Raw genomic sequence first — 26,800 nt, 5'->3', positions numbered from 1 at the left:
CCCTGCACGACGGCTGACCGGCGGGTCAGGCCTGGACCGCCGCGATGATCGTGGCCAGGAGGAAGGGGACCAGGCCGACGAGCCAAATCGTGCGCTGCCGGGTAGCCTCGCAGGATTCCAGCACCTGCATGGTGAGCGCGGCGATGACGAGGGCGAGCACACCCCAGCCCATGCCGTCCTCGAGAGAGGCGGCTTCCGGCCTGGTCATAACCTCGGGCGGGCCGTTGCCACGGCCCGAGTGGCTGGGGGCCGGCATCCAGAGGATGGACACGGCGAGGATCGAGCAGAGCACCGCATAACCGGCGACGTACCAGCCAGGGTGGCCCTTTGGCTCCTGGTCCCCAGTCCAGAAGTATTTGAACATCTGCCAGCAGGCCAGCGGCACGACAATCAGCAGGACGCCGACGACCGCCATCGCCCGGTTGTTGCACCCGGTCAGCGAGCAGGCCGCAGTGACCGTCGCGTCGCGGACGACTTGCGCGTTTGAGGCGGGGCCGAGGTACAGGAAGCCGGCCAGTGCCAGCGCGCCGAAGGTGATCCCGAACAGCGAGAGGATCGCCCAGTTGCCGTCCCAAGCCTTGTGCATCTTTGACATCGATCGGTAAGCATACGAGACCCAGGTCTCGAGGCTCGCAGAGATAGCGAACCGTCAGCATGCTTTCGCCGCAAACCACCAACAAACCACCCATGCCGCTGCAATCCAAGCGACCTCCCTCAGCACCTCGGCTGTATCTGACGGCGCCGAGCCGCCGGTGGGCCGGTCAGCCGACGATCCCGTTGGTGGGTCGGCCCATGGTGCCAGATCGGTCTCGCTCGACGCACTATCATCGGCAGATCCGGACGTCGGTCCGAGCTCAAGGCCCCGTCCCGATCGTGGCTACTCCAGCTGCGGGCTGCGCACGGGCGGCGGGAGATCCGGAAATCTTCTGTCAGGGCCGCGAGACGCCCGCCAGATTGTCGGCGATATCGAAGGCGGCCCCGCACTCCGGACAGATCATCCGTCCGAAGAGACGGGCCAGGCCTGCGGCTACCGCTCCTCGATCAGCGCTGACGGCCTCGGCATGCAGACGGTACGTCCGCTCGGACAGCGACCCGGGGGTGATCTCGGGCTCGCCGGTCAGCAGATCTACCAATGTCTCCTCGTCGCACTCCGGGCAGTGCACGTCGGCTTCCCCATCGATGAGACGATCGAGTTCCTTTCCCCAAACCTCGTTGCCTTCCAAGCCGCATATGGCCTGGAGCAGATAGACGAAAGCAGCATCGTCGGAGGCCTGTGGCAAGCGATCAACCGCCAGAGCGCGTAGGGCTTTGATCTCGTTGGCGAAGGTCGTACGGTCTGCGTTGGCGGCGTCGACCGCGATAAAGCCAGCCAGGGCCAACGGCTTTTCTCGCTGGTCGCCGACGAAGCCGGCGATCGTCTCCGCTAGCCACGGCAGCAGAGCAGCGCTGTCCGGATGGCAGGTGCCCTGATGGCAGGACTGCTCCCAGACGACCGCCCACGTCGGAGAGGCGGAGTCGGATGCGGCCGCTCGTAGGACATCCGGAGAGATTCGCACGCGGGCTAGCCTGGCATATTCCACGGTCGAGCGCACTGACCTCAGCCATAGCCTTGCGCTGCTATCTGTGCGCGTCGAGGGGGTAGCCAGGCACACTCACCTCGGCATGAGCGCGCACAGCGGATGGACGGCACGCATAGGCATAACAGCAGCTTAAGGCCGGCAACAGCGCGCCGATGATGGGCCTCGTAGGACGGAAGGTTCGGGCAGGTGGCCGGGGGCCTGCTACACCGATAGGCGACATCTGACCCATCGGAGTTCTCTGATGTCGGTCAGGCCGGTGGGTCGTCTCGATAGAGATCCTCTTTTACCCGTCGGGTGCGCCAGCGCGTTGCCGTCAGTTCGGGTCGAGGGCGGATGAGGGCCGGCGTCCAGTCGTACAGTGGCGCGTCGGGTGCCTTGCTGTCCCAATCGGCGATGAGTGTGAACGGATCCGTGGTGCGTTCGGCCTCATCGTCACAAGTCTCGCGGACGACCATGGACGGGTAGAGGCGCGTCTCCTGAGCCACACGGCAGTCGTCCGTCCGGGAAGCGATCAAGGCACCGCAATCCTCGCAGGCCACACACCGGTTCCACCCCACCAGCGACCAGCAGCCCGTACGGACGAGGTCGTGAATGATCCGTGTACCGCGTACGTCACCCGGTGAGAGGACGAAGGTGCCGGCCACCTGATCATCGCCGTATGCGGCGTCGTCGATCGCGTAGGTGCAGGGCTCGAGGAGCGGAGGGTTGACGTGGTGGTGGTCCAAACGCGACCAGTGCGGCTGCGCTGGCAGCGCCACCAGCCGGACCGGGATGCTCAGCGCGTTCCCGCACCCCGCACACCGAAACGTCTCCACGGCGGCAGTGTGCCATTCTGGCCAGGCAAATGCGATCCAAATATGCATGCAAACGCTCCGAGCGGCTGGGCCGCGCCCAGAAAACAACATTTCGTGAACGTGCTCAACTCGGCAGATCCGCGCACCCGCGCCCGAGTGGCTTGATGATCGATTGCACTCAGGGTGAGCGGGTTCATGAGCAACCGTCGGTGCCGCCCACTGGTCAAGATCGGTAAGTGGTGCCGGTTCTCACGAACACGGCGACGATCGGTGCGGCCAGAGCGGTGCCGAAAGTCGCGAACATCTGGCGCCCAAACTCGCGAACGAAGCCAGATGGGCTTCGCCCGTCGCCGGACACATATCGTCTGCCGACCGATCCACCGACGTGGGGCACCGCGCGAGCAGCCGGGTCGCGTTGGTGGCGGGCGTGGATGAGGACTCGGCCGTTGGCGAGCCTCCAGGCGATCGCGTGCCAGCCGTCCCGCGTCGGCTGGACAGCGCGCGCAGCCGCCCGGGTCGCTGATCGCGATCGGGCTCGGCTTCGGCGTACCCGCGTTGTGGGTCAGGATCTTGATCGTGGTGTCCGCCGGCTGCCGGGCCGGCTCCGCCGGCGCGTCCCGCCGCGGCGGATCCATCGGCACGCGCGCCACCTCGTCCGCCGACATGCCCCCGGCTGACGGTCCAGAAGTCGCGCGAGGCGCATGTCCGGCCTGCCCCCCTCCGTGACTCCTTCGACCCTTCTTTCCGCGGCCCGGGCGCTGCTCCAATCAGTACAGCGACAGCGGTGTCCGCGGCGATGCGCTCGAGCCGAGGGCTTCCGAGGGCTTCCGAAGGCGAACGCGCCGGGAAGCGGTTCGCGCGTCGACGGGCGACTCCCGGCCGTGGAACCGCGGTTGCCCTCGGCCGCCCGGCCCGGACTCGGTCGTGCGCGCCACGCACGACCGGAATGAAGGAGAGAACGATGACGCAGGATGTGACGGGGCGCTTGCAGGGAGTGTCGGGATCCGGCGACGGGGTGATGGCGGCTTTCTATACCGCCGGCGCTCCGCTGCACGTGACGGGGCACCTGGCACCGGTACCGGATGAGATCGACGCCTTCGACCTGCCGGTCGAGGGCACCTTGCCCCCTGAGCTGGTCGGCCGGCTGTTGCGTAACGGCCCCAATCCGTTGCCGGGCGCGCCGTCGCAGCACTGGCTCGTGGGCCACGGGATGGTGCACGGCATCCGGCTCGACAGTGGTCGTGCGAAGTGGTACCGCAACCGCTGGGTGCGGACCAAGGCGCTCGCCGCGCGGACGACCGGGCAGTCGACGGTCGGGCCGGACGGCGAGGTAGACCGGACCGCGGTCGAGGCGAACACGAGCGTCATCGCGCACGGCGGCAAGATCCTGACGTTGGTCGAGTCCGGGTTTCCCCACGTGCTGAGCCCGGAGCTGGAGACGCTGGGCGTCGACGACTTCGGCGGCCGGCTGACCACGGCGATGACCGCCCATCCCAAGGCCGATCCGGTGACCGGTGAACTGCACTTCTTCGGCTACGGCGTGACCCCGCCGTTTCTGACCTATCACAAGCTTTCCGCCGCCGGGGAGCTGGTGACCAGCGCGGCGATCGACGTTCCCGGCCCGACCATGATGCATGACTTCGCCATCACCGATCAGCACGCGGTGTTCCTGGACCTGCCGATGACGTTCAACCCGAAGCGGACGGACCAGGCGATGCCCTTCGACTGGGACGAGTCCTATGGCGCGCGGATCGGTCTCATGCCGCTCGCGCGTCCGGGAGAGGTCCGCTGGTTCGACGTCGATCCGTCCTATGTGTTCCATGTCGGTAACGCCCACACCGACGCCGGCGGCCGGGTGGTGCTGGACGCCGCCCGCTACTCGGGCACCGACGCCGCGAAGGTGTGGGGCGGCATCGGTGATCCGCGCGCCTCGACCGGGATTCCCGGCCACCCCGACCCGGCTGCCGCGGCCGCCAACAGTGGCATGGCGCGCCTGCACCGGTGGGTGATCGATCCGCACACCGGCACCGTCACCGAGACCACCCTGGACGACCGCGGGATCGAATTCCCCACCATCAACGACGACCACATCGGGCGGGTGGCCCGCTATCGCTACGCCGTCTCCGGTGGCGGCCCCCTGGCCACCGCGATCGTCAAGCTCGACGCCGGCGCCGGAGTCATCGCCGAACACCGGCTCGGACCCGACGTCGTGGCCAGCGAGGCCGTGTTCGTTCCCGCCCAGGACCCGCACCGGGCCGAGGACGACGGATGGCTGCTCAGCATCGCCAGCCGACGCGACGGCGGCGGTTCGAAGCTCATCGTGCTCGACGCCACCGACATCGGCGGCAAGCCCGTCGCCTCGGTCACCCTGCCCCGGCGCGTCCCCACCGGCTTCCACGGCTCCTGGATCACCGACCGGGAGCTCCAGTAGCCGCGACCACCACCACGTGTCAGCAGAAAGGTGCAATCCCTTGAACAACGACAACACCCCGCACGACCTGCCCGACAGCGCCATCGGCAGCCTGTACAACGCCGAGGACGCCGCGCTGCTCCTCATCGACCACCAGCCTCAGATGATCTTCGGCGCACGCAGCAGCACCGATCCGCAGTCGCTGGTGAACAACGTGACCGCGCTGGCCAAGTCGGCCAGGTTGTTCGGACTGCCGACCGTGCTCACCTCGATCGCCGCCGAGAGCTTCGGCGGCGATCTGATCCCCGAGATCACCCGTGCGCTGCCGGATATCGATGTCATCGACCGCTCGCACATCAACGCCTGGCAGGACGGCGCCTTCCGGGCCGCCGTCGAGGCGACCGGCCGGCGGCGGCTGCTGATCGCCGGGCTCTGGACCGAGGTCTGCCTGACCTTCCCGGCGCTCTCCGCCATCGAGTCGGGCTACGAGGTCTTCGCGGTGATCGACGCCTCCGCGGGCTCCAGCACCGCCGCCCACGACGCCGCGATCATCCGGATGACCCAGAAGGGCGTCGTTCCGGTCAGTACCGCGAGCGTGCTGTCGGAGTTGCAGCGCGACTGGGCACGCACGGAGACCTACGGCCCCGTCAACGACATCATCCGGGACCACATGGGCGCCTGGGGGCAGGGCGTCAACTACGTCACCTCCGGCTTCACCCGGAAGTAGTGGCGCGCCGGCCGGATGCCCGCAGGGGCACCCGGCCGGCTCCGCCCGGAATGCAGCGACGTGATCCATTGAGAGAGCAAGGGTATTCGCGTGAGTGACGACAACCTCCCGGACCGGCGGCCCGGCACACCGGTTCCGGATCGTGGCACGGCAACGGGAGTCCGGCGATGAACGACCGTGCCACGCTGCTTCGGGGGGCGACGATCCTGACCATGGATCCGGCCGTCGGTGACCTCGACCGCGGTGACCTGTACATCGAGGACGGGCGGATCAGCGCCGTCGCGGCGTCGATCGAGCTGGATGAGGGCGTCCGCCGGGACGCCGACGTCGTCGACGCGACCGGACGGATCGTGATACCGGGCTTCGTCGACACCCATCGCCACATGTGGGAGGTCCTCGTGCGGGGCGGCGCGCCGCACCACACCCTCGAGCAGTACTACCTGGACGTGCTGGGAACGGCCGGTTCCGGCGTGCTCCCCGGCGACGTGCATCTGGGCACCCTCGCCAGCGCCCGCAGCGCCCTGCTGGCCGGCATCACGACCGTTCAGGACATCTCCAACATCCAGCACGGCCCGGCGCACACGGACGCCTCGGTCGCCGCGTTGCGCGAGTCCGGGATCCGGGCCGTGTTCGCGTACGGAAAGTCGTTCGCGATGATGACACGGGACGGCGGCGCGCTGGGTGACGACGTCCGCCGGGTCCGGTCGCGGTTGCTGCCCGACGACGGCGCCGACGTGACGATGGCTCTCCTCACGGAGTGGGCGGACGACGACGGTGAACGTCACAATGCCGCCCTGGCCCGCGATCTCGGCGTGCGTACCGCGCGCCACGTCGGTGCCGAGACACCCATCTCGCGACTGCGTGACCTCGGGGTGCTCCTCGCCGGCACGACGTTCATCCACGGCAACGGCCTGTCCCCCGACGAACTGCGGATCATCGCCGACACCGGCGGCACGCTCTCGGTAGCGCCGGCGATCGAGCTCATGATGGGTCACGGCGTACCGATGCTCGGGCTGTCCCCGCACGGTCTGCCGCTGAGCCTGAGTACCTCCGCCGAGGTCACCGTGGCCTCCGACATGTTCACCCAGATGCGCGCGGCGCTGCAGTCCGGCCGCACGTTCGGCCGTGGGGCGCACTCCGGCCGGGAACTGACCGCGCGTGACGTCCTGGCGCTGGCCACCCGGGAGGGTGCCGCAGCGCTGGGCCTCGGTGCGCGAACGGGTTCGCTGACACCCGGCAAGGATGCCGACGTGGTCGTCCTGCGGGCCGACGACCTCGACGTCTCCCCGGTGGTGGACCCGGTCAGCACGGTCGTGCTGCAGATGGATCGCCGGCACATCGACAGGGTCTACCGGGCCGGCCGTGTCGTGGTGCGCGATGGCGCCTCGGCCGAGGACTCCCGGGAGCTGGTCGCCGGCTTGGTGGCCGCGGCCGCACGCCTCGGCCCCGTCCCGCGTTCCCCGCTGCGAGCGGGCCGATAGCGGCGTTCCGTCGCCGGGTGGCCGTCGCACCCGGCTCACCTGCCTCGTCGCCCGGGCGACGAGGCAGGTGCGGTGCGATCAGTGGGGCAACGGGGTGGCGGTGAACACCGACTGCGGGTCGTAGCGGCGCTTGACCGCGAGCAGACGCTCGGCGTTCGGGCCGTAGGCGTGGGCCACCTGCTCGTCGTCGTGCGGTCCGAGAAGGTTCGGGTAGCCGCCGGGCAGCGCGTACGGCGCGAGCTTGCGGGACGCCTCACGCGCCCAGTCCTGGTCGGAGGCGCCGTCCTCGGGGTTCCACGAGCCGATCAGTTCGACCAGGAAGTGCGGGCTGCGCTGGGCGAAGGCCGTGGACTCCACGGGCGGGCGGGTCGCCGCGCCGTGGAACTGGATGATCTCGATGACGCTGGACGGCGATCTGCGTGCCTCCGCGGCCTCGATGATGGTGGCCACCACCTCGGGCGTCAGCGCCGCCACGTTTCGCATGGCCATGTCGTGGTGCAGTTTGTCGGCCGCGAACATGGCCTCGCCTTCGCGCAGGACGTCGCTGAACGGCTTGGAGCGAAGGTCGGTGATGAGGGGTTCGCCGAGGCCGGTGATCCGCTTCATCCACTCCTCGCCGGCGGCCGGATCGCCCAGCCAGGCGGGTGCCACGTACACCACGGCGGGGCCGCCCGGCAGTGTGACGACACCGGCTCGGGCCGTGAACTCGTCCGGTGCCTGGGCACAGATTTCGTTGAAGCCCAGCAGGACGTGAGCCGCTTGGTCCCACCCGAAGGCGACCATGCCGGTGAGGACCGAGGTGATCGGAAACGCGCGCAGGTGCAGCGCTGTCACCACACCGAAGTTGCCGCCGCCGCCGCGCAGCGCCCACAGCAGATCCGGGTCGGTCTGCTCGGTCGCGTGGACGAGCCGGCCGTCGGCGAGGACCACCTCGGCGGCCAGCAGGTTGTCGGACCCGGTGCCGACGAGCCCGTTCAGTGACCCGTACCCGCCGCCGAGGGTGAAACCGGCGACGCCGACCGAGCCGACGGTTCCCGCGACGACCGAGTACCCGTGCTCCTCCGCGACGGTCATCACGTCCAGCGCCCGGGCGCCGCCACCCGCGACGACCGTGTCGCCGGTGACCGTGACCGTCCGCATCGCGGACAGGTCGAGCACGACGCCGCCCGGCCGTACGGAACGTCCCAGCCAGTCGTGGCCTCCGCTCAGCACGGACACGCCGAGCCCCGAGTCCGCGGCTCTGGCCAGGCCCGCCCGGACGTCGTCGACGGTGGCGCAGCTGATCACTTCGGCCGGCCGGTGGTCCACAGCCGGGTTCCAAACCCTCATGCCGATCTCTCCCGATGTCATTGGTGTCGTGCGGTTGGAGCGGTTTCAGCGGTTTAGAGCCTCGCGACGACGTCCGGGCACGGACGCGATGACATGGCCGATCCTTTTCGGCCACTGTGGACGGTCGGGGACCGGTGCGTCCCGGGCGGTCGTCGCGGGAGGGCCGGCGTCAGCCGCTGTCGCTCTGTCGTCGAGCCTGGCACCAAGATCGACGGGCGTCCAATACCGGATCACTCTCACGCTGAGAGCGGATTCGTCCTAATCGTGGCGGCTACGAGCCCGAGGACGCGGCCGGCAGTTCCCGCTCGGCGACCTCGCCGACCGTACGCGGCGCCGGACGTTCCACGGCGGCGGTGTGCCGGGAACCTACCTTCTGGATCTCCGTGCCTCCGTGGGCGTCAGGCCGCGCCACCGGACGTAGGCCCTGCGGAACTCACGGCCGTCGTTGAAGCCGATCTCGGCGGCTACATCGCCGACAGGCATCGTCGTATCCCACAGCAGGGAGGTGGCGCGACGCTCACGCACCCGGTCCCGGATCGTGCTGAACCGCTCACCCGAATCCGCCAGCCGGCGACGCAGCGTACGTTCCGTGATGAACAGCCGGTCAGCGATGTCGCTCATCGTGAGTGGATGCCGCAGGTTCCCGCCCACCAGGGCCTCGACCGAGGTGACGATGTCGGGTGGCGCCTCCCCCGGGCTCAAATACTGACGGCATATCTCCATCGCCATCTGCCGGGTGGGCTTGTGCTGCGTCGGCAGCGGGCGGTCCAGCAGTTCCTTCGGGATCACCAGGCGGTTGGCGTCGGCCGAGAACACGATGGGGCATCCGAACACACGGCGATACCGCGAGGCATGGGGCGGCGGCGGGTACGACAGATCCACCCGTACGGGCGTCCACGGTGTTTCGGCGAGCATCGAGCGGATGATGATCGTCGTGCTGGCCAGGGCCTCTTCGCACAGGAACACCAGGATGCCGGGATCCGGCCAGCGTTCCCGGAACCGGATGCCTATCTCCGCGCCGAGATCCTCGCGTTCCACGTCGAGAAGGCTGCCCGCGCTGAGGTGCAACTCCTCGGCCAGTGCGAACGCCTCGCCCGCGGTTGCCGAGGCCCGCATCGCGATGCCGAGGAACCCGAAGGAGAGCAGGGTGTCCCGCTCGCCGACCTCGAAACCGAGCGGCCGGCCCGGCAGCGCGTCGATGGCCCGGCGCAGAATCGTCCGGCCCTGCTGGAGCGAGACGCGCGCGCCGGGAGCGTAGAGCAGGACCGGGTCCAGCCCGGTGCCGGCGAACCAGGAGCTCACGGACAGGCCCTCGCGCCGTCCGACGTCGAGCACGCCGGCGAGCACGGCCGGTGGGATGGCGGCACGATCGAAGGGCGATCCGTCGCTTTCCACCCCATGCCCCGTCCCGTCCGGTGACCGGGCCACGATCCTGTCCGGTCGGCGGCCCATGATATCCGGCCGGGCCTGCCTCGGTCCGCGCTCCGCCGACGCGCCGGCCGGCGACCGACCGGCGCACGACCGGCACTGGTGGTGAACCGGCCCGAGAAGATCCTGGTCGTGTCGTTGCGTTGCCCTGACACAGCCGCACCGGCCAGGAACGTGGCGCCCCGGACCGGCGGCGGGGCCGCGGACCAGGTCCGTCGTGGTGAGGGGTGTGGAGGGCTGTCAGCGCAGCAGCGGGATGATCCGCGCGAACGCCGTCATGTGCGGTTCGAGCACGCCGTAGTAGGAGATGCCGAGTTCGGCGCGGTAGCGCCGGAGCCGGTCCGCGATCTGCTGGTCCGAGCCGCACAGCACGCTCGGCAGCCGGAGCAGGTCGTCGTCGCGCATGCCGGTCGCCGCGCGGGCGATGGACAGGTCCGCCTCGGCCGGGGTGCGGCCGGCCGCACCCACGATCATGTTGAGTTCCAGGCCGGCGAAGCGGTCGCCGGCGGCGGCGCGCACCACGGCGATCCGGTCCGCCAGGGCCCGCTCCGGCTCCACCCCCGGCGTGACCGCCGCCTGCATGGAGAGCCCGACGATGTCGGCCTCCCGGCCGGCCAGCTCGAGCAGTCGCCGCCCGGCACCGGCCAGCATCACCGGCGGGTCCGGCCGGTCCGGTTCCGCGGCCAGCCGCTCACGCACCTCGCGCAGCGTGCGGGCGAGACCGGCCAGCCGCTCGGCACCGGAACCGAACGGCAGCCCGGCCGCGGCGAACTCGTGCTCCATGTAACCGGTGCCGAGGCCGAGTTCGAGACGGCCGCCGGTGAGCCGCCAGGTGTCGGCCACGTCGCGGGCCAGCACCCACGGGCGGTAGAGCGCGGCGTTGAGCACGAAGGTGCCCAGCCGCATCGTGCCGGCCGCCTCGGCGGCGGCCACCAGGGCCGGGAAGGGCGCGGTGAACCCCAGATGGTCGGGGATCTGCAACACGTCGTAACCGAGACCGGCCGCGTGCCGGACCTTGTCCAGCCACGCGGCCCGCGACACGACGCCGGTCAGCCCCACCCCGAAACGAAACGGTCGTTCGGACATCCTCCGAGTATGACGCCCGTCGATTGATTTCACCGTCCCGTCCGGGCGTGGGCCGGGGACTCACCGCAGCCGAGATCTTCGGGACGGTGGTGTCACGCACGTCGCCGAGGCCCGTCGCGGGCCCGTCGCGGCCAGGCCGCACGGCGCGCGGCCGGGATCGTGGCGCGCAGCCCGGCGTCATTTTCCGGCGGCTCGGCGCCGTCCCGGCCGAGGCCTGCGGCACGGCCCCGAGGTCCGCGAGACGGCCCGGCCGAGGCCCGTCGCGGGCCCGTCGCGGCCAGGCCGCACGGCGCGCGGCCGGGATCGTGGCGCGCAGCCCGGCGTAGTTCTCCGGCGGCTCGGCGCCGTCCCGGCCGAGGCCCGCGGTCCGGCGGGATCGGCGTCAGCGCGTCAGGAAGCGCAGGTCGCGTGCCAGTTCCGAGGCCGCGACCGGACCGAGATCGGCGAACCGCGCCGGGTCCTCGGCCGGCTCCGGGACCGGGGCCGTGGAGCGGATGTGGACCGCCCGTACGTGCTGGGGCTGGTCCGGGTCCTGCCAGTGGTAGCCGGGGCCGAACTCGACGATCGTGGTCAGCCCGCCGGCCCAGTCGTGGGCCAACGCGCTGTGCTCGTCGGTGAACCGCCAGCCGCGCGCGGCCAGCGAGAACAACCGGCCGCCCTCGACCCGCGCCCCGGCGATGCCGTCGAGGCCCGCGTCCGCGAGGGTCAGAGCCTCGCGTTCCAGCTGCGGGAACGGCTGGCCGATCGCGTAGTCCTCGAAAACCGACGCCCACGCGGCGCGGTCAGCGGCGATGTGGCACGGGTGCGCCACACCGATGCCCGCGGCCGGATCCAGCGGGACGAGTTTGTCGTCGACGTCGGCGAACGTACGGTCCTCGGCGACCCGGACGAGCGTGCGCGTCCCGTCCGCGTCCTCGGCGATCCAGAGCAGCCGGCGGGTGATCTGGCCGGACAGTGGATGCGTGACCAGCAGCCGCCGGAAGTCCGCGACGCTCCAGCGCCGCTCCGTGACCATCGCGTCCTCCATCGCGCGGAGGCGTTCCGCCACGACGGTCTTCGCCTCCTTCTTCAGCTCCGCCCACCGGTGGGCGGCGTCCGCGGCGAGCGTGGCGTCGTCCGTGGCGGCCGGGCGGGGCAGCCGGGTCAGGCGGGCGCCGCGCTGGTCGGCCAGCCACGGCTGCAGCTGTGCGTCGAGGCCGGCGGTGAACCGGCGCGGTCCGTAGTCGAGGGTGACGTGGCCGTCCGCGTCGAGGCCGAGGTCGGGCACGATCCGGTCGGACAGCTGCGCGAGTGTGACGCCGCGTGCCTCGGCCGCGGCGGCGAGCGCCTCCTCGGCGAAGCGCCGGAGGCCGGCGGTACGGACCCGGCGGGCGTACCGCTGGAGGGCGGTGAGTGCCACGTCGGAGCCGATCGTGGCCAGCACCTCCAGGCCGGTCCGCACCCGCATGGTGCCGCCGGCCGCCCAGTCGCCGAACAGCGCGGTCAGCTGCGGCACCACGTGGTCGTCGCCGAGATGCGCGAGCGCGATCATCGCGAGCCGGGTCTTGGCCGGGTACTGCGCGGCCTGCCACTGGGTGAACAGCGCCCAGGCGAACCGGGCCAGGTCGCGTGGCTCGCAGTCCTCGCGCGCGTCCGCCAGCGACGGGTGTGGGCGGGCGATGGTGGAGAGCGCGAGCAGCTCGCAGAGCCGGCGGGCCGCCTCCGGTGGCAGCGCCGCCCCGCCGGCGCGCACGCGGACCGCGGGGAGCGCCGGGATGACGAGCCATTCCGGGAGGGCGGGGGCACGGCGCAGCGGCGCGGACAGTGACGCCGGCGCGTCGCCGGCCGCGGGGCCGGTGGCGGGCGGTGCCGGCATGTGCGCGCGGACCAGTGCCCGGCCGGCCTCGGGAAGCGACGGCAGTTCGGCCGCGACCGCCTCCGGGTAGGCGAGCACGTGGTCGTGCAGCAACGCGGTCGCGGTGTCGTTGCCGGCTGCGCGCGCCACCAGCGCGCGCAGTGCCAGGCGTGGCTGCCGTTTGGCGGCGACCAGCAGCGCGGGCCGGACGTACTTGCGGTCGATCCGGTCGATGAGCAGGCCGAACGCTTCCTCGGTCGGTACCGCGGCGAGCGCGCCCACCACCCGCTTCTCGTCGTCGGCGGTGTCGAGCACCCTGGGGTATCGGCCGTTGCGGTCCAGCAGCGCGGCCCAGCCCGTACCGATACCGGCGCCGCCGTCGGCCACGATCTGTGCGGCGCGGTCGCGCGCCCGTGGCGGTAGCTGCGGCGCGGCGGCCGGGAGCAGCCGCGGCTCGGCCAGCAGCAGCGTGCCCAGGATGTCGGTGTCCGCGGAGGGTGCGCCCGTCTCGCGCTCGGCCAGGATGCGCAGCGCCCGCACCGGGTAGCGTTTCAGCGCGCCGGACTTGAGCAGCCAGCCCGGGCGCAGCGGCGTCTCGTCGAGCGTCGTGCGGCACAGCAGGCGGAACGCTTCGTCGGTCGGAATAGAGGCGAGCAGCCGGACCAGGTCCGCGCCCGGCCGCGTCTGCCGCCAGTCGTCGCCGAGGCGCAGCGATTCCAGGTAGAACGGCTCGGCCAGGAGCGGGACGGCGGCCGGGCCGACGCCGTCCAGGATGGTGCCGACCACCGTGTGGGGCGGATAGTCCAGCATGTAGGCGTGGATGCCGCGCAGCTGCGCGAGGTGCCGGGGCGTGCCGGCGGCGAGCAGGAGCAGCGCGCTCAGCCAGTGGTGCGCCACATGCTCGCCGTCCTCGTCCTTCGTCTCGTCGGCGGCCCAGCCCGCGGCCGCGGCGCAGTCCTCGTCGACCCACGCGGTCTGCGTCGGCAGCACGTACGACGTCATGATCCGCCCGACCGATGTGGTGCGGTAGCCGCCGAGGATCTCGCAGGCCAGCGCGTAGTCGGCCGCGGAGGCCACGGCGAGGCGGGAGCGGACCGCGCGTGCCAGCACGTAGAGCGCCGTGCGGTCCTCACCGCGCCACATGCGGTCGTACGTCTTCTCGGCGTCGGGGTCGTGCGCCCACAACGCGTGCGTCGCGACCAGCTGGATCGTCTCCCCGAGCGCCCGCGCCGTGAACTCGGCGCCGAACCGGGCCATCCACAGGTCGGCCAGTTGCACCGCCGCGTGCCGGTGCACCGAGCCGCCGGTCAGCAGCGCGGCCACCGCGGCGCCGCGCACGTCCGGGTCGTCGCCGCCGCGGTCGAGGTAGCGGCGGCCGGCGGCCAGCAGCCGCGGGTCGTAGCGCACCGCGCGCTCCAGCGCCTGGGTCAGCACGCGGCCCGGCTTCTCCGCCTCCAGGTGCGCGCGCAGCGCCGCGGCCGGGTCCGCGGGCGCGGGCGGTGGCGGGTGCGGGGTGCCGCCGCGGCGTGGATGCAGCGACTCCCGCCACTGCGCCGGCAACTCCCAGGCGTGCTCGTCCGGCAGCGTGAACGTCGGCATGTGTTCTCCCGTGCTCGATCGGCGACGTGGAGAGGCTAGCGTCCGGCTACGACAGAATCCGGTGTGGAGCGCGGTGTTCGGCCCGACGTCGTCGCGGGTGCCCAGGACGTCGAAGGTCCACTCGAGTGGGCGGACGTCCGCCGCACGCCAGGATTCCCGCTGAGTTTCGATGTTGAACAAAGCAGAGATTAAAGTTGCCTTAGGAAATTTATCGCTGTCGAAGTCTTCTCATGGTTGTTCTGCGACATATGGTCCGAGAGTGCCCCACCTTGACCGGAAGAGAGTGGGTAGCGACGAAAGGTCGAGACCATGAGAACACCACGTCTACTCCTCGGAGCCGCCGTGCTGGCCACGGCGCTGGCCGGCTCCGTCTCCCTGGCGGGAATGGCCTCCGCCGCCGCCAACGTGCCGGTTCCCGCGACGATTGCGGTGTCCGGAACGTTCGACGGTGGCGGAAACCGCTACTACGGCACCGGCGACCTCGGCAGCGGCGGCCAGAACGAGGGCCAGGACCCGTTGTTCCGCCTGGCCGCCGGCGCGACCCTGACGAACGTCGTTCTGGGCGCCCCGGCCGCCGACGGCGTCCACTGCGCCGGCAGCTGCACGCTTCGCAACGTCACCTGGGAGGACGTGGGCGAGGATGCCGCCACCTTCCGCGGGACCGGTGCGACGGTCCTGGTCGACGGCGGCAGCGCCGCACAGGCGGCCGACAAGGTCTTCCAGGACAACCGCGGCTCCGGCGGGTCGGTGACCATCCGCAACTTCACGGTCAACGACTTCGGCAAGCTCTACCGCTCCTGCGGCAACTGCTCCACGCAGGCGGCCCGGTCGGTGACCCTGCAGAACATCACCGCATCGGACGGTGACGTGCTGGTCGGCATCAACATCAACTACGGCGACACGGCACGGTTGTCCGGGCTCAACGTCGGCTCCATCGGCATCTGCGATCTCTACAACGGCAACAACAGCGGCGACGAGCCGGTGAAGGTGGGCGAAGGCCCGAACAACACCAACTGCATCGTGTCCTGACCGTCGAGTGATCCGGCCCCTCGGCAGGCGCCGAGGGGCCGGATCACGTCATGGACCGAGCGCTTCGCGGCACCACGTCGCCACTCCGGACGGCATCGCGATCGCCCGCTCGCGGGCACCGCGGTTCCGGCGCCGCGCGCGACGGTTTCCGCGTGGCGCCGGGTCATGCCGATGAGTGGGAGTCGCCCGGACGGCTGGTGCGCTTCGTCCCGGCACCGCCCCGCGAGGTGCCGACCACCCGTTCGATCAGGTCGTCGACGAAAGCGGGCGTGGCCGGCTGCCCGGCATAGGTGACGTGGACCAGGACCGCGCCGGTGAGCAGGGCGAGGACCGGTTCGACGTCGGCGGGACCGAGATGGGTGGTCAGGACGGCCCGCATGGCTCGCGTGCCGGTCTCGTAGAGCCTCTGGCGCAGGCCGGCCACGGCCTCCCCCTGGCCGGCGTGTTCGACCACGCCGGCGAGGAGCCGGTCCAGGTGACCTTCCGCCAGGTCGTGTGCGAAGTCGAGCAGGGAGGCGCGCAGGTCGGCGCGCAGGTCTCCGGTCGCGGCCGGGTGGTCCGCCTCGTCGCAGATCAGTTCGATCGAGGCGCGGATGAGGTCGAACCGGGTCGGCCAATGCGCGTAGACGGTCGCCTTGGAGTAGCCGGACCGGCGCGCCACCTCCGCGTGGGTCACGGCGTCCCATCCCCCGGCGATGAGCAGTGTCGCGGTGGCCCGCACCACGTCCCGGTGTGTTCGCAGGATCCGGGGATCGACCCCGGCGGAGAAGTCGGTCTGCACCACCGAAGCCTAGACGCCCACATGACGCCGGACCACTACTGGACAAGTAGTTCAGTAGTGGTCATGATGTCTACATGCCGAAGATCGATGCCACGCCGTTCACCGGCCCGTTCCCCCCTGCGTCCCCGCCGGCGGGAATGGGCGTCTTCCAGCTGCCCACGGGCAGCTACCTCACCCGAGCAGCCCTCGCCTTCCGTGGCGGACGCTGGACGGATCAACGCGACTTCGCCTCGACCGCCGTGCTCGTCCGGCATCCGGGCGGCGACGTGCTCATCGACGCGGGTTTCGGGGCGAACGCGGCGCAGCACATCAGGACGCTTCCCGCGTTCCGCAGGTCGCCTCATCAGCTCGGCGCCACGGCCAGGCAGCAGCTGGACGACGCCGGCTACGACCATCGCCGGCTGCTCGGGGCGGTCCTGACCCACTCCCACTGGGACCATGTCAGCGGTCTGGACTCCCTCGACGTCCCGGTCTGGCTGGCCCCGGGCGAGCGGCCGTACGCCGAGGGCGCCAAGGACGACCGGGTCTTCTCCCTCGTCACACGCCGGCACACGATCCGTGAGTACGCCTTCGACGGCCCCGCCCATCTGGGTTTCCGCTCCAGCCACGACGTCCACGGCGACGGATCCGTCGTCATCGTCCCGGCCGCCGGCCATACCCCCGGATCGGTCGTGGTCTTCGTGACCCTTCCGTCCGCTCAGCGGTTCGCCTTCATCGGCGACCTCACGTGGCAGCTCGACGGCATCACCCGCCGCGTCGATCGGCCGCTGCTGCTGCGCGCACTGGCCGACAGCGACTCCTCGGCAGTGCGCGAGGACCTCTCGCGGGTCATCGCCCTGGCCGACAGGGTGCACCTCGTCCCCGCCCACGACGCCCGCGCCTATCAGGGCATTCCGCGACTGACCGCCGAGACGCCCGCGGCAACCTGAACGTCTTCAACGGCAGCCAGCAACAGTCGAACACCTTCGTCAACGTCGCCTGACCGGCAGGGATCCGCACTGATCGGGGATGTGCCGCCCTCCGCGGCACATCCCCGCGCCGGTCCGGCGGGCAGCGCCCGCGTCCGTCCGTCAGATAAGTACGACGGAGGGAGCCCGATGGATCCTGAGCACGAGGTGATCTACCAGCGGTGTGCCGCGGCGGTGATCCGGGCGCGGCACGACGCGTCCGACGCCGACATCGACGTACTCGCCGCAGACCTGCACCAGCTGCCGGACACCCCACGGACCAGCGCGCTCGCGGCCGGTGCCGTGCAGGCGCTCGCTCGTACGCTGCCGACGGGTGGTTTCGGACGGCTGCGGCATCTGGACCCGTTACTCGCCCTGGCGGAGCGGCACCCGCCCCACGGCCCGCAATGGCTCGCGACCCGCACCTGCGCCCGCGCGTTCTCCCTGCTCTGGGCGGTGGCCGAGCGGCGGGTCACGGATCACCGTGCCGCCCTCGCACAACTGGATGGGATCGAGGAGGAGGGTGGCGGTGATCCCGAGGTGGCGAAGGTGCTGAACCTGGCACGCACGGCACTGCGGCACGTCTACGCCCTGCAGAGTGGCGACAGCTCCGGCGTGCACCGGATGGCGGCGGAGACCGCCGGGATGGCGCCGGCGGATCCGATGACGAACCTGCTGTCGCGGCTGACCGATATCGCGACGGCCGCCGACCGGGGCGTGGACGCCGGCCCGCTCATGGCGCGGTTGCAGGCGGATGTCGCCCGGCTGCCGGCCGGGCACCCGATGCACTCCGCGATGGCGGAGGTGAACACGCTGATGGGACCGCTGCTCGCGACCTCGAAGACCGACGGCAGCGCGTACGAACGCCCGTCGGAGGAGCAGATCGCCGCGATGGTGGCTCAGGCCGAGCGACCGCACGCCACCGACGCCGAACGGGCACTCGGCTACGCGGCCGCCGGGGGCGCGCTGCTGGGTGCCGGGCGGGAGCCGGACCGACGGCGGATCGATCGAGGAGTCGGCTACTTCGAGCGGGCCGTCGCGCTGTCCCCGGCCGGTGACCGGCACCGGCCGTTTCACCTGTTCGGGCTGGCCGTCGCGCTGTTCCGGCGGAAGGAGGTCACCGGCGCCGTGGCGGACATCGCCGCGGCGGAGCCGCTGCTGACCGAGGCACGGAACCTCGCCGGCGGTCCGCACCATGAGCTGTGGTCCGAGATCAACGACATGCTGGCGCACGCGCAGCGGACGCCGGGCAACGAGAAACGGTCACGGGACACCGCGCTGGACGCGCTGCGCCGGCACGCCTACAACGGACTGCTGCAGACGGACCGGCGAGTCGCCCGGAAGGCCGCACTCGACGCGGTCGACGACGCGCTCAGCGCGGCGCACATGTGCCTGGTGGACGCCGACCCGGCGGCGGCCGTGCGCGCACTCGACGGCGGCCGGGCACTGACGCTCTTCGCCGCGACCCGGCTGCGGCACGTCACCGCGCTGCTGCGGGAAGCGAACCAGCCCGGCCTGGCCGAGCGCTGGCAGGCTGAGGGCGGGCCGGGGGCTCCGGTCGAACTCCGTCACGACGTGCTCGAGGCGATCGCCACCGGCACGGATCTGCTCGATCCGCCGTCGTTCGCCGACATTCAGCGGGCGCTGCGCCGCGTGAACGGGGACGCACTGGTCTATCTGGTTCCGGCCCGCCCACCGAACCCCGGATGGGCGGTGGTGGTGCCCGCCGATGGCAGGCCCGGCTACATGGCCCTGCCCGGCCTGCGGATCGACACGGCGGACGTCGACCTGTTCCTGCGCGCCCTGCGCACCCGGAATCTCGTGGCGGACGGCACACGCGACCTGGGGCCTGCTCACGACGACGGCGAGTTCCGCACGCGGCTCGAGACGCTGTCCGACTGGGCCTGGCGGGCCGCGGTCGGGCCGCTGCTGAGCTCCGGCATCACCCGGCCCGAGGGGCGGGTGCCGCACATCTACCTCGTTCCGATGGGTGACCTCAGCCGCGTACCGTGGCATGCCGCCCGGCCGCATGACGGCGAGTACGCCGTACAACGTGTGGCCTTCTCGCAGACCGCGTCCGCCCGCATGCTCGTCGACGCCGCCGGCCGGCCGGCCGTTCCTCTCTCCCCCACCGGGCTCGTGGTCGGGGATCCGCAGACGCCACCGCACATTCCCGATCTGACCGCGGCACGAGCCGAGGCGCAGGCCATCCATCGCGCGTTCTATCGCGGCGGGCGGTACGTCGGCCGGCTCACGTCCGGAACCGCGCCTTCCGGTGCCGGGACCGTGGCCGAGGTACGCGACTGGCTCACCGTGCCGCGCCCCGGCCGTGGCAGCACGCTGCACCTCGCCTGCCACGGCTTCACGGACACCGCGAACGCCCGCTCCTTCCTGCAGCTCGCTCCGGATCCGGTCACCGGCGAGTCGGAACTGGACGCCACGGAACTCATCGACCTGATGGGCTCGGCACCGGAGCGGCAGGTCGGCCTGGTCGTGCTGGCGGCATGCCGCACCGGCCTGGCGATGAACGGGTACGACGACGCGTACAGCCTCGGCACCGCCTTCCTGGCCGGCGGCGCCAGATCCGTGCTCTCCACGCTGTGGAGCATCCCGGACGGGGACACGTCGGTGCTGATGTTCATGTTCCACCACTACCGGGTGGCCGGACGGCTGCCGGTCTGGGAGGCGCTGCGGCGGGCACAGACCTGGATGCTCGACCCCACCCGGGACGTACCACCGAGCATGCCGCGGCCGCTGCGGGAGCAGCTGGAGAGTTCCGATGCCGGCCGGACGGCGGCCTGGGCCGGCTTCGTCCACGGCGGACAATGAGCACGGAGGGGACAGCATCATGCCGCACGACATCACCGGCGCGCTGCGGGCCGAGCTGGACGGGACGGCCGGGCCCGAGCGGACGAGGCCGCTGCTTCAGCTCGGCCAGCACCTGTTCTCCGAGTACTGGCGAGCCGGGCCCGGTCTGGAGGCCGCGCTGCCGCACCTCGATCAGTCGATCGAGGCCGTGTCGGAGGCGTGCCGCTACCTCGAGCCGGGAGACGCCCAGCGGGGTAGCGCGACCGCCATGCTCGGCGTCGGGCTCGCGATGCGGCGCCTGGCGCACGGCGGCACGGAGAACGACCGAGAGACCGGCATCGCGATGCTGGAGGAGTCGTCGGGGTCCGGCATGCTGCCGCCCGCCATGCGGTTGATGGCGCGGATGGCGCTCGGGCAGCTCTACCTCCTGCGCGCGGTCCAGGGGTCGCCGGCCGGTGCCGCAGGCGATGCCGACCGGGCCGTCACCTGCTTCCGCGAGGTGCGGGCCGAGGATGACGAGGTGCTCCGGCCCGAGATGCGCGAGGCCGCCGCGACGCTGCTGGACCTCGCCGAGGCGATGCAGGTCATGCGGGGTGGCCTCGGTGGCGGTCCGGCCGGGCTGGACCTCGGCCGGATGATGCGGGCGATGTCCACGCTCCAGAAGCTGCAGGAGCGGATGCGGACAGGCGGACCGGCGGTGCCGGCCTTCTTCGACGCCGAGAGCCTGGCACGCCTCGATCCGCTGGACCGGCCGCTCACGTTCGTCGAGATGGACCCGCACGAGCCGGCCCCTGACGCGCCGGCACCGCCCCTGCCGGTACCGGGCGTGCCTGCGCCGGACCTGCCGGCGCCGAGCGTGCGCCCCGAGACGCACGCTCTCGTCATCGAGCTGACCGGCGCCGAGGACGTCCACGCGGCGGCCGGGATTCTGCTCGGCCCGGAACCGCCTCCGATCACCGCCGCCGACGTCGACGACCTCGTCGGCCTGGCCGCCACCGTCGTGCACACCGGCGAGCACGCCGGCCCGGTGGATCGCGGCACCGACCTGCTGCTGCTCGCCGCCGCGCTGCACACCCGCGCGCGCCGTGACCGCCTCACCCCGGGCGACCCGGACGGCGATCACCGCGTCGCGGCGCGGCACCTGGCCGAGGCACTGGAGACGCTGCCGCCGGACCACCCGGCAACCGCGAGCGCCGTACGGCGTCTCGGCGCTTTCCTCGACGGCGATCCGCCGCTCGGCGGGCTGGCCGGCCGGTTCGCCGCCGTGCTCGCGCGCATCGGTGCGACCGACCCGGTAGCGGCTCTGCTGCACTCGGTCTGCCGCGCCGTCGCCGGCCACGGCGAGGTGGTGCTGACCGCGCAGATCCCGCGCGATCTGCCGTGGGCGGCGAGGATCCGGGCGATCGTGGAGGCGGCCGTCCGGCACCGGTCCGCGCTCGGCGGCGCGGCCCCGGCGGACGTCGCCGAGGCCCTGCGAGCGATGACGGTGGACGGTCTGGCCGGACCCGATCGGCTGTTCCTGGATGCCGCGGACGGGCGCATCTCCCCGGCCTGGCCGCCGGGATGGCGTCGCGTCATGATCGTCGAGGGAACCCCCGGGATCTCGCGGACCGGTGCCGTCGTCTCGTACGTCGCCGGGATCGATCAGATACTGAAGCTGGCCGGCCGGGACGCGCCCGCGCCCGGCAGGAGTCCCGTCTTCGTGGCGAATCCGCGCGGCGATCGAGAGTCCGCCGGCGTCGACGCGGTCATGATCCGCCGATTCTTCCACCCCCGGTCCATCGGACTCGGGCGCACCGTCGAGCACGTGGACGGTGCCGGCACTCCCGGCGAGGTGGCCGCCCATCTCGACGCGTCGCTGCTGCAGCTCGCCTGTGGCGTGACGGCCGGCGGCCTCGAGCTGGCCGGCCCGGCCACGCTCGGCATCGAGGCGATCCGGGCCCACGCCGGCCGGGCCGGCGGACTCGCGATCCTGCCCTCCTGCGCGGGCGAGGCGTCCGGGCTTCTGGCGGGTGCGCTGGTCGACGGCGGATTCGCCGGGGTCGTCGGCTGGCTGCGTCCGGTACCGGCGCCGGTCGAATCGCTCTCGCTGTTCATGCTTCACCTGAAACTGGTGGATGAAGGGCTACCGGCCGCCGACGCGGTCCACGAGCTCCGGCGGTGGCTGGCCGCCCCCGCGCGGATCGTGCCGGAGCACCTGCCCGCCGGTTACTCGGCCACGCTGCGGGACCCTCGGCTCGCCGAGATCGTCACGGCGGGCAGCCTCCGGTACTGGGGACGCTGACCGGAGGCCGGCCCGCATCAGTTGTACGAGATCTGGTCACCCTCGACGTGGTAACCCATGATCTTGTCACCCAGCACCTTGTCACCGAGCACGTTCTCGACCGTCATCGCGAACTCCAGCGCGGGGTTGTCGATCGCGTCGATCACCCGCTCCTTCAGGTCGCGGATGAGTGCCTCGTCCCGGCCCACCAGCGCCATCTGAGGCTTCGCGGTCGTCACGACCAGGGCATGGAGTCCGGACCGGGTGAGCACCCGCCAGAGGCGACCCACGTGTATCGCCAGCATCCCCAGAAGGACGACGCCGAACACGAGGTCGGAGTACGGTGGCGCCGACGTGCCGAGACAGGCCAGCAGGACGACTCCGGCGGCCGCGGCCGCGACGATCGCGCCCAGCGCTTGGTGAAGGTCCACACGGCGGCGCCCCGGTCCGGCCGGTAGTGCCGGATGCCCACGTAGGCGATGGCTCCCAGCGGATACGCGTCGTCGCCCACCCAGAGCGTCCGCCTCATGATCTTGAACTCGACGTACTCGTGCCGATAGCGCATGGTGTTCTCCTGCCGGAAGGACTGTCAGTACGGACGGGGTTCGCGGACGATCACGGTCTGCTCGGCGACGCCGGGCGCGGCGATGAGGACCGGCCGCCGGAAGTCCGGGAACCGCCCCAGCCGGGAACAGCACGGTGCTGACGCCGAGGTCCGCGGTGAGGTGCAGCAGGACCGCGTACAACCGGCGGCGGGTGGTGTTGTGCAGCCGGATGCCGGTCGCGCGTCGCCACCGGACCACGCCGTCCGTGCCGGGCCGCACCGGTAAGCCGTCCGGCGTCGAGAGTTCCAGGCGGATCGCGCCGTCCAACCCGGAGGACCTCCGGGCCGTTGCGAAGCCGTACGCGGCCGGTGTCGTGACCGGGTACTGCGCCTCCTCGTCCGGCGTCCAGCCGTCCGGCTCGACGATGCAGCGCGCGGTCAGCACGCTCAGGACGGTGATCCGCCGGCCCGAGCCCGGGAGGCTCATCCGCACGCCGGCGCGCATGCCGTGGCAGGCTCCGGCGTCGATCTCCCAGGAGCCGCGCACGTACCGCATGGTGATGCGTGCGGGTGGCCGAGGCGGGCCGCCGAGCAGGGGACGGTCCACGATCTCGTGATGGTCCGGATGCAGGCGGGGCACCTGCCCGTCGATCACGTTCTCGACGGAGCGGCGCGCGGCGGTCAGCAGCTCGCGGCAGGTGCTGCCGGCACCCCGCAGCTCGAGCGCCCGGAGCAGACCGTGGCTGAAGACGCCGCGGGTGCCGGCGCCCGGCACCGTCATCTCGTGAGCGGACTCGAAGCTGTGGGCGGCGGCCAGCTCGACGAACACCGGATCGTCGCCGGGCGGATGCCGCAACGCGGGAAGGAGCGTCGCCGGCGGCGGTGCGGTGCCGGAGTCCTCGTGACGCCGCACGGTCGCGCGCGCACCGGCCGCGAGCCCGTCCCGGGTCGCGCTCTCCGCGTGACAGGCGTCGACGATCACCACGGTGAGTGCGCCGGTCCTCGCCACCTCACGGACGAGCAGTCCCAGCTCCCTGTCGTAGAGGTCGGGTACACCGTCGTGACGGCTGTCGGCGCACAGCAGCGTCTGCGACCGCCCATCGGCCTCGCTGTGCCACAGCGAGGGCGGCAGCGGCGCGGTGGAGCCGTGGCCGCTGAACCAGAAGATCGCGGTGTCGCCCTCGGTGGCCCGGCCGAGGTGACCTCGCAGCGCCTCGATCACCGCGGCCCGGGTGGCCCGCTCGTTCAGCAGAACCTCGACGTGCGCCGCCGTCGGCAGTGAGCGCAGGAGATCGGCCGCCGCGGCGACGTCGGCGACGCAGCCGCGCAGCGCCCGGACCGGCGGGCGGTAGTGGTCGATGCCGACCAGCAGGGCGAAGAGTGCCATCGGTACGACTCCGTGGGGTCGGAGGGGCTCCGATGGGGAACTGACGGACGGGACGCCCGGTCATGCCCGCGGCTGCTGGACCTCCTCGTCGGGGACGGCCGCGGCCTCCAACGCCCGGCGGCGGCGCTCGACCGACTCGGCCAGCTCCGCCTCGGTGGCACCGGCCGCGCGAGCGTCGTCCCACGCGGCCCGCAACTCGTCGCGCAGGAGACGACGGACCCGAGCCTGCTGCTCGGGCGTGAGCCCGCTCATCGGGATGCCACCTTCCTGATCATGCAGCGCCTCCCGTGCCATCGCCGCCCGGACGTGCTCGAGTGCCCAACCCGACCCTACGCGGTGCCACGTCCACGCACTCGCCTCCACCGTCCGCCGGGTACGAGGAGTGAAAACCCCGTCATTTGCCGTGCCACCCGGCAGAACAGTCAACCGACGACGCCGGCGATCGAGAGCGCGGCCCACACCAGGGTCGCCGGCGCGAGCAGGTAGCACGCCCGGTCTCCCCACCGGACACAGCGGTACGGGATCGGGATCCGGGCGGTCACCCGCCGCGACACCGGACCGTCCGGCCCGGCGAGAACCTCCACCGTCCGCACCACGCAACGGCGGCCGGACAACCGGACCAGCTCCCCGGGCCGCGGCGGCACGTTCGTCAGCTCGCCGTACATGACGTGATCGCTCGACCGCCCGGCGCGCTCCCGCACTCGGAAGCGGTACACGGTCAACTGCTGCTCGACCACCCCGATCCGGCCGGTGCCGCGAGTCCGCAGCGATCCGCCGGCCCACCGGGCGACCCGCAGCGCCAGCCGCCACACCGACCTGACGAGCGCGCCTGCCAGCCGTGCCGCTCCGCCCGGGCCGCGGCCCGGGCGGGCCCCGAGGACGAGACGGTAGATCAGGAACAGTGCCATCAGCACGGCGAACGACGTGACCAGCGCCGACGCCATTCCGATCGCGGCGTCCACGGCGGACGCGGCGATGGCCAGCAGCCATGACCCGGCCAGCACCTGAAGTCCGTGGAACCGGCGCCGAACGACCTCGGGCCGCGTCGGACCGTCGATCGTGCCGTACCGCGCCGGTGATACTCGTCCAGGAATGCGCACGATGCCTCCCGCTCGCACGGACACGTCGAGGTTCATGTCCTGAGCTGACGGACGACACTGACCGACGGCGCTGCGCAGCGACGACGCGCGGCCGTCCGTCAGCATCGGGCACGGGGACGCGGCCGGGGCCGCACACGGAATCGGCCCACCGTCCGGCGGACCGGCCGGACCGGCCGCGCGACCGGGGCGACGAACGGTCATCCGCCGGGCAAATGATCGTCGTCCGGTGTCGACGGAGCGCTTCCGGTGCCGTCCGGGTGGTGACCTAAAGCGACTCTTCTCGCTGTTCACACCGCTTGTCGCCGTACACCAGGCTGGGGTTCGGGTTGGTGGAACCGGTTGTGAGGAGGGCGCGGTGCTCGGATGGACCCACACCGACGGCGTCGACGAGGTGCGTGACCTGGCGCGTCGCGGGCTGCTGGCCGGCACGATCGCGAGCGCCTGCGATCAGCACCGGCTGCGGCTGACGGGTGCGACGTACGCGATCGTCTGGCCGGTCGTCTACGGCCGGCTCACCCGCCGGATCGAGCTGCGCCGGGGGCACGTCACCTGCGCCGCGTCGGTGAGCAGGCTGACGGATGACTGCCTGGATCGGTTCGAGAACGACGTCGAGGCCGTCGTGGAGGACGTGACCCACCGGGCCGGCTCTCGGATCGACAATCTGGAGGGCTGGATCGCCAGCCGCCTGGTGCCGGCCACGGTCGACGGGCACCGGCGCCGGCGTGGCGAGATCGGCGCGCTGCAGCGTCCCCGGGTGCCCGGCTGGCTGGCGGCGGAGCTGGACGACGACGCCTGGCTGATCGACCTGGCCACCCAGATGCTGATCTGGGCCGGCACCACGGCCACGGCCGGCTACGACCTGTGGCCGACCGCGAGCTGGGCGGTGCGGCGCTGCGAGCGGCTCGGCGGCTGGTCGGCCTACGGCGAGGCGGACGTGCACGCGGACATCCGCGTCGTGCAGCGTGCGATGCGGACCCGGCCACAGTGGTACGACCGGTACGTGGAGGGACCGCTCGGCCGTAAGCAGCCTCCGGTCGCCTCCGCACCGCAGCACGACGACTCCGCGCGAGCCGGCACGCCGGACGGCCGGGAGGACACGCTCGCCGCCCTGGCACACGACGCGGTCGCGACGATCCAGACCCGGCTGCGGCACGGCGAGCCTGCCCGCGCGGTCGTCCAGGACGTGCTCAGCACGATCTTCGGTGCGGACGCCGGAGCGCCTGCGGATCGTCCCGGGGCCGGCGGCCGGGCGTACGAGGACCCGCTGGACCGGATGCTGCGCGATCCCGCCGGACTGGACCGCCTGGTGGCGACGGTCCTGACGATCGTCAGCGCGCCGGGGGACGACTGAGCGGGGATGGTGGACGTGGCCCCCTTCGTCGGCCGGACCGGCCAGCTGATGTCGCTGCACACGCATCTCGCCGACGCACGCGACGCCATGGCCCGCACCGTGCTGGTCGGCGGTGAGGCCGGCGTCGGCAAGAGCAGGATGCTGAGCCGGTTCGCGGCCGAGGCCCGCGGGTCCGGGGCGCATGTGCTGACCGGCACATGCGAGGAGCACTTCGGTGTCCCGATGCCGTACTCCCCGCTGCTCGAGGTGCTGGAGACCTTCGGCCGCGAGCACGGCGCGGACCGGGCGGCGGCGCTCGGCGGCCGGCCTACCTGCGAGCCCC

The 26,800-nt window shown here is 72.0% G+C and carries 19 protein-coding genes and 1 pseudogene; 9 read left to right on the top strand and 11 right to left on the bottom strand.

Translation table 11 applies throughout. The annotated features are described in order from the left end of the window. Positions 1-25 precede the first annotated feature (25 nt). The 3 genes from J2S43_RS08270 to J2S43_RS08260 form a co-directional block, all read right to left on the bottom strand. The gene (locus tag J2S43_RS08270; protein WP_306828151.1) at positions 26-595 is read right to left on the bottom strand and encodes a hypothetical protein; all 570 of its coding nucleotides are present in this window, start codon (positions 593-595) and stop codon (positions 26-28) included. 334 nt (positions 596-929) lie between these two features. After that, entirely contained in the window at positions 930-1,556 is a 627-nt protein-coding gene (locus tag J2S43_RS08265; RefSeq protein WP_306828149.1) for a hypothetical protein, read from the bottom strand. Between the two features lie 272 nt (positions 1,557-1,828). Next, on the bottom strand, positions 1,829-2,395 hold the full coding sequence (locus tag J2S43_RS08260; protein WP_306828147.1) for a hypothetical protein: 567 nt from the start codon (positions 2,393-2,395) through the stop codon (positions 1,829-1,831). Between the two features lie 940 nt (positions 2,396-3,335). Between J2S43_RS08260 and J2S43_RS08255 the strand changes: the two genes are divergently transcribed. The 3 genes from J2S43_RS08255 (at position 3,336) to J2S43_RS08245 (ending at position 6,992) form a co-directional block, all read left to right on the top strand. After that, the gene (locus J2S43_RS08255; RefSeq protein WP_306828145.1) at positions 3,336-4,805 is read left to right on the top strand and encodes a carotenoid oxygenase family protein; all 1,470 of its coding nucleotides are present in this window, start codon (positions 3,336-3,338) and stop codon (positions 4,803-4,805) included. A 40-nt stretch (positions 4,806-4,845) separates the two neighbouring features. Next, a complete protein-coding gene (locus J2S43_RS08250) occupies positions 4,846-5,511 on the top strand; it encodes a hydrolase (protein ID WP_306828143.1) in 666 nt (221 codons plus the stop codon). 167 nt (positions 5,512-5,678) lie between these two features. Continuing rightward, a complete protein-coding gene (locus J2S43_RS08245; RefSeq protein ID WP_306828141.1) occupies positions 5,679-6,992 on the top strand; it encodes an amidohydrolase family protein in 1,314 nt (437 codons plus the stop codon). A 78-nt stretch (positions 6,993-7,070) separates the two neighbouring features. On the opposite strand, the gene J2S43_RS08240 is transcribed toward J2S43_RS08245, so the two are convergent. From J2S43_RS08240 to J2S43_RS08225, 4 genes are all read right to left on the bottom strand, one after another. Further along, complete coding sequence (locus J2S43_RS08240) at positions 7,071-8,321, bottom strand: FAD-binding oxidoreductase (protein WP_306828139.1); 1,251 nt, start codon at positions 8,319-8,321, stop codon at positions 7,071-7,073. A 366-nt stretch (positions 8,322-8,687) separates the two neighbouring features. Continuing rightward, entirely contained in the window at positions 8,688-9,749 is a 1,062-nt protein-coding gene (locus J2S43_RS08235; protein WP_306828138.1) for an AraC family transcriptional regulator, read from the bottom strand. Positions 9,750-9,989: 240 nt separating this feature from the next. Further along, positions 9,990-10,835, bottom strand: coding sequence for a TIGR03621 family F420-dependent LLM class oxidoreductase (locus tag J2S43_RS08230; RefSeq protein WP_306828135.1), 846 nt, complete (start codon positions 10,833-10,835; stop codon positions 9,990-9,992). Between the two features lie 382 nt (positions 10,836-11,217). Then, positions 11,218-14,268 (bottom strand): DUF4132 domain-containing protein, encoded by a 3,051-nt coding sequence (locus J2S43_RS08225; protein ID WP_306828133.1) that lies wholly within the window; start codon positions 14,266-14,268, stop codon positions 11,218-11,220. Positions 14,269-14,577: 309 nt separating this feature from the next. Here J2S43_RS08225 and J2S43_RS08220 point away from each other — a divergent pair, with 309 nt between their 5' ends. Further along, the gene (locus tag J2S43_RS08220; protein WP_306828131.1) at positions 14,578-15,297 is read left to right on the top strand and encodes a pectate lyase; all 720 of its coding nucleotides are present in this window, start codon (positions 14,578-14,580) and stop codon (positions 15,295-15,297) included. Between the two features lie 163 nt (positions 15,298-15,460). Here J2S43_RS08220 and J2S43_RS08215 read toward each other — a convergent pair whose 3' ends face one another. Further along, positions 15,461-16,078 (bottom strand): TetR/AcrR family transcriptional regulator, encoded by a 618-nt coding sequence (locus J2S43_RS08215; RefSeq protein WP_306828129.1) that lies wholly within the window; start codon positions 16,076-16,078, stop codon positions 15,461-15,463. A 74-nt stretch (positions 16,079-16,152) separates the two neighbouring features. Between J2S43_RS08215 and J2S43_RS08210 the strand changes: the two genes are divergently transcribed. The 3 genes from J2S43_RS08210 (at position 16,153) to J2S43_RS08200 (ending at position 22,117) form a co-directional block, all read left to right on the top strand. Beyond that, positions 16,153-17,007, top strand: a complete 855-nt coding sequence (locus J2S43_RS08210) for an MBL fold metallo-hydrolase (RefSeq protein ID WP_306828127.1) — start codon at positions 16,153-16,155, stop codon at positions 17,005-17,007. Positions 17,008-17,175: 168 nt separating this feature from the next. After that, positions 17,176-19,854: a CHAT domain-containing protein gene (locus J2S43_RS08205; RefSeq protein WP_306828125.1), complete on the top strand. Its 2,679-nt coding sequence runs from the start codon at positions 17,176-17,178 to the stop codon at positions 19,852-19,854. A 19-nt stretch (positions 19,855-19,873) separates the two neighbouring features. After that, positions 19,874-22,117, top strand: a complete 2,244-nt coding sequence (locus J2S43_RS08200; protein WP_306828123.1) for a hypothetical protein — start codon at positions 19,874-19,876, stop codon at positions 22,115-22,117. Positions 22,118-22,134: 17 nt separating this feature from the next. On the opposite strand, the gene J2S43_RS08195 is transcribed toward J2S43_RS08200, so the two are convergent. The 3 genes from J2S43_RS08195 to J2S43_RS08185 form a co-directional block, all read right to left on the bottom strand. Continuing rightward, the gene (locus J2S43_RS08195) at positions 22,135-24,027 is read right to left on the bottom strand and encodes a caspase family protein (protein WP_306828121.1); all 1,893 of its coding nucleotides are present in this window, start codon (positions 24,025-24,027) and stop codon (positions 22,135-22,137) included. Positions 24,028-24,087: 60 nt separating this feature from the next. Next, positions 24,088-24,279 carry a hypothetical protein gene (locus tag J2S43_RS08190; RefSeq protein ID WP_306828118.1) on the bottom strand — a complete coding sequence of 64 codons (192 nt, stop codon included), beginning with the start codon at positions 24,277-24,279 and terminating at the stop codon, positions 24,088-24,090. Between the two features lie 170 nt (positions 24,280-24,449). Then, a complete protein-coding gene (locus tag J2S43_RS08185; protein WP_306828116.1) occupies positions 24,450-25,127 on the bottom strand; it encodes a hypothetical protein in 678 nt (225 codons plus the stop codon). Positions 25,128-25,482: 355 nt separating this feature from the next. On the opposite strand from J2S43_RS08185, the gene J2S43_RS08180 reads away from it, so the two are divergent. After that, positions 25,483-26,478 (top strand): hypothetical protein, encoded by a 996-nt coding sequence (locus tag J2S43_RS08180; RefSeq protein WP_306828115.1) that lies wholly within the window; start codon positions 25,483-25,485, stop codon positions 26,476-26,478. A 6-nt stretch (positions 26,479-26,484) separates the two neighbouring features. Next, a pseudogene (locus J2S43_RS42170) lies at positions 26,485-26,799 on the top strand (ATP-binding protein); the annotation flags it as partial. Position 26,800: the final 1 nt, after the last annotated feature.

The organism is Catenuloplanes nepalensis (assembly GCF_030811575.1).
Classification (GTDB): Bacteria; Actinomycetota; Actinomycetes; order Mycobacteriales; family Micromonosporaceae; genus Catenuloplanes; species Catenuloplanes nepalensis.
Note: the sequence above shows the minus strand (reverse complement) of the source record. Positions and strands in the feature narration are given on the sequence as shown.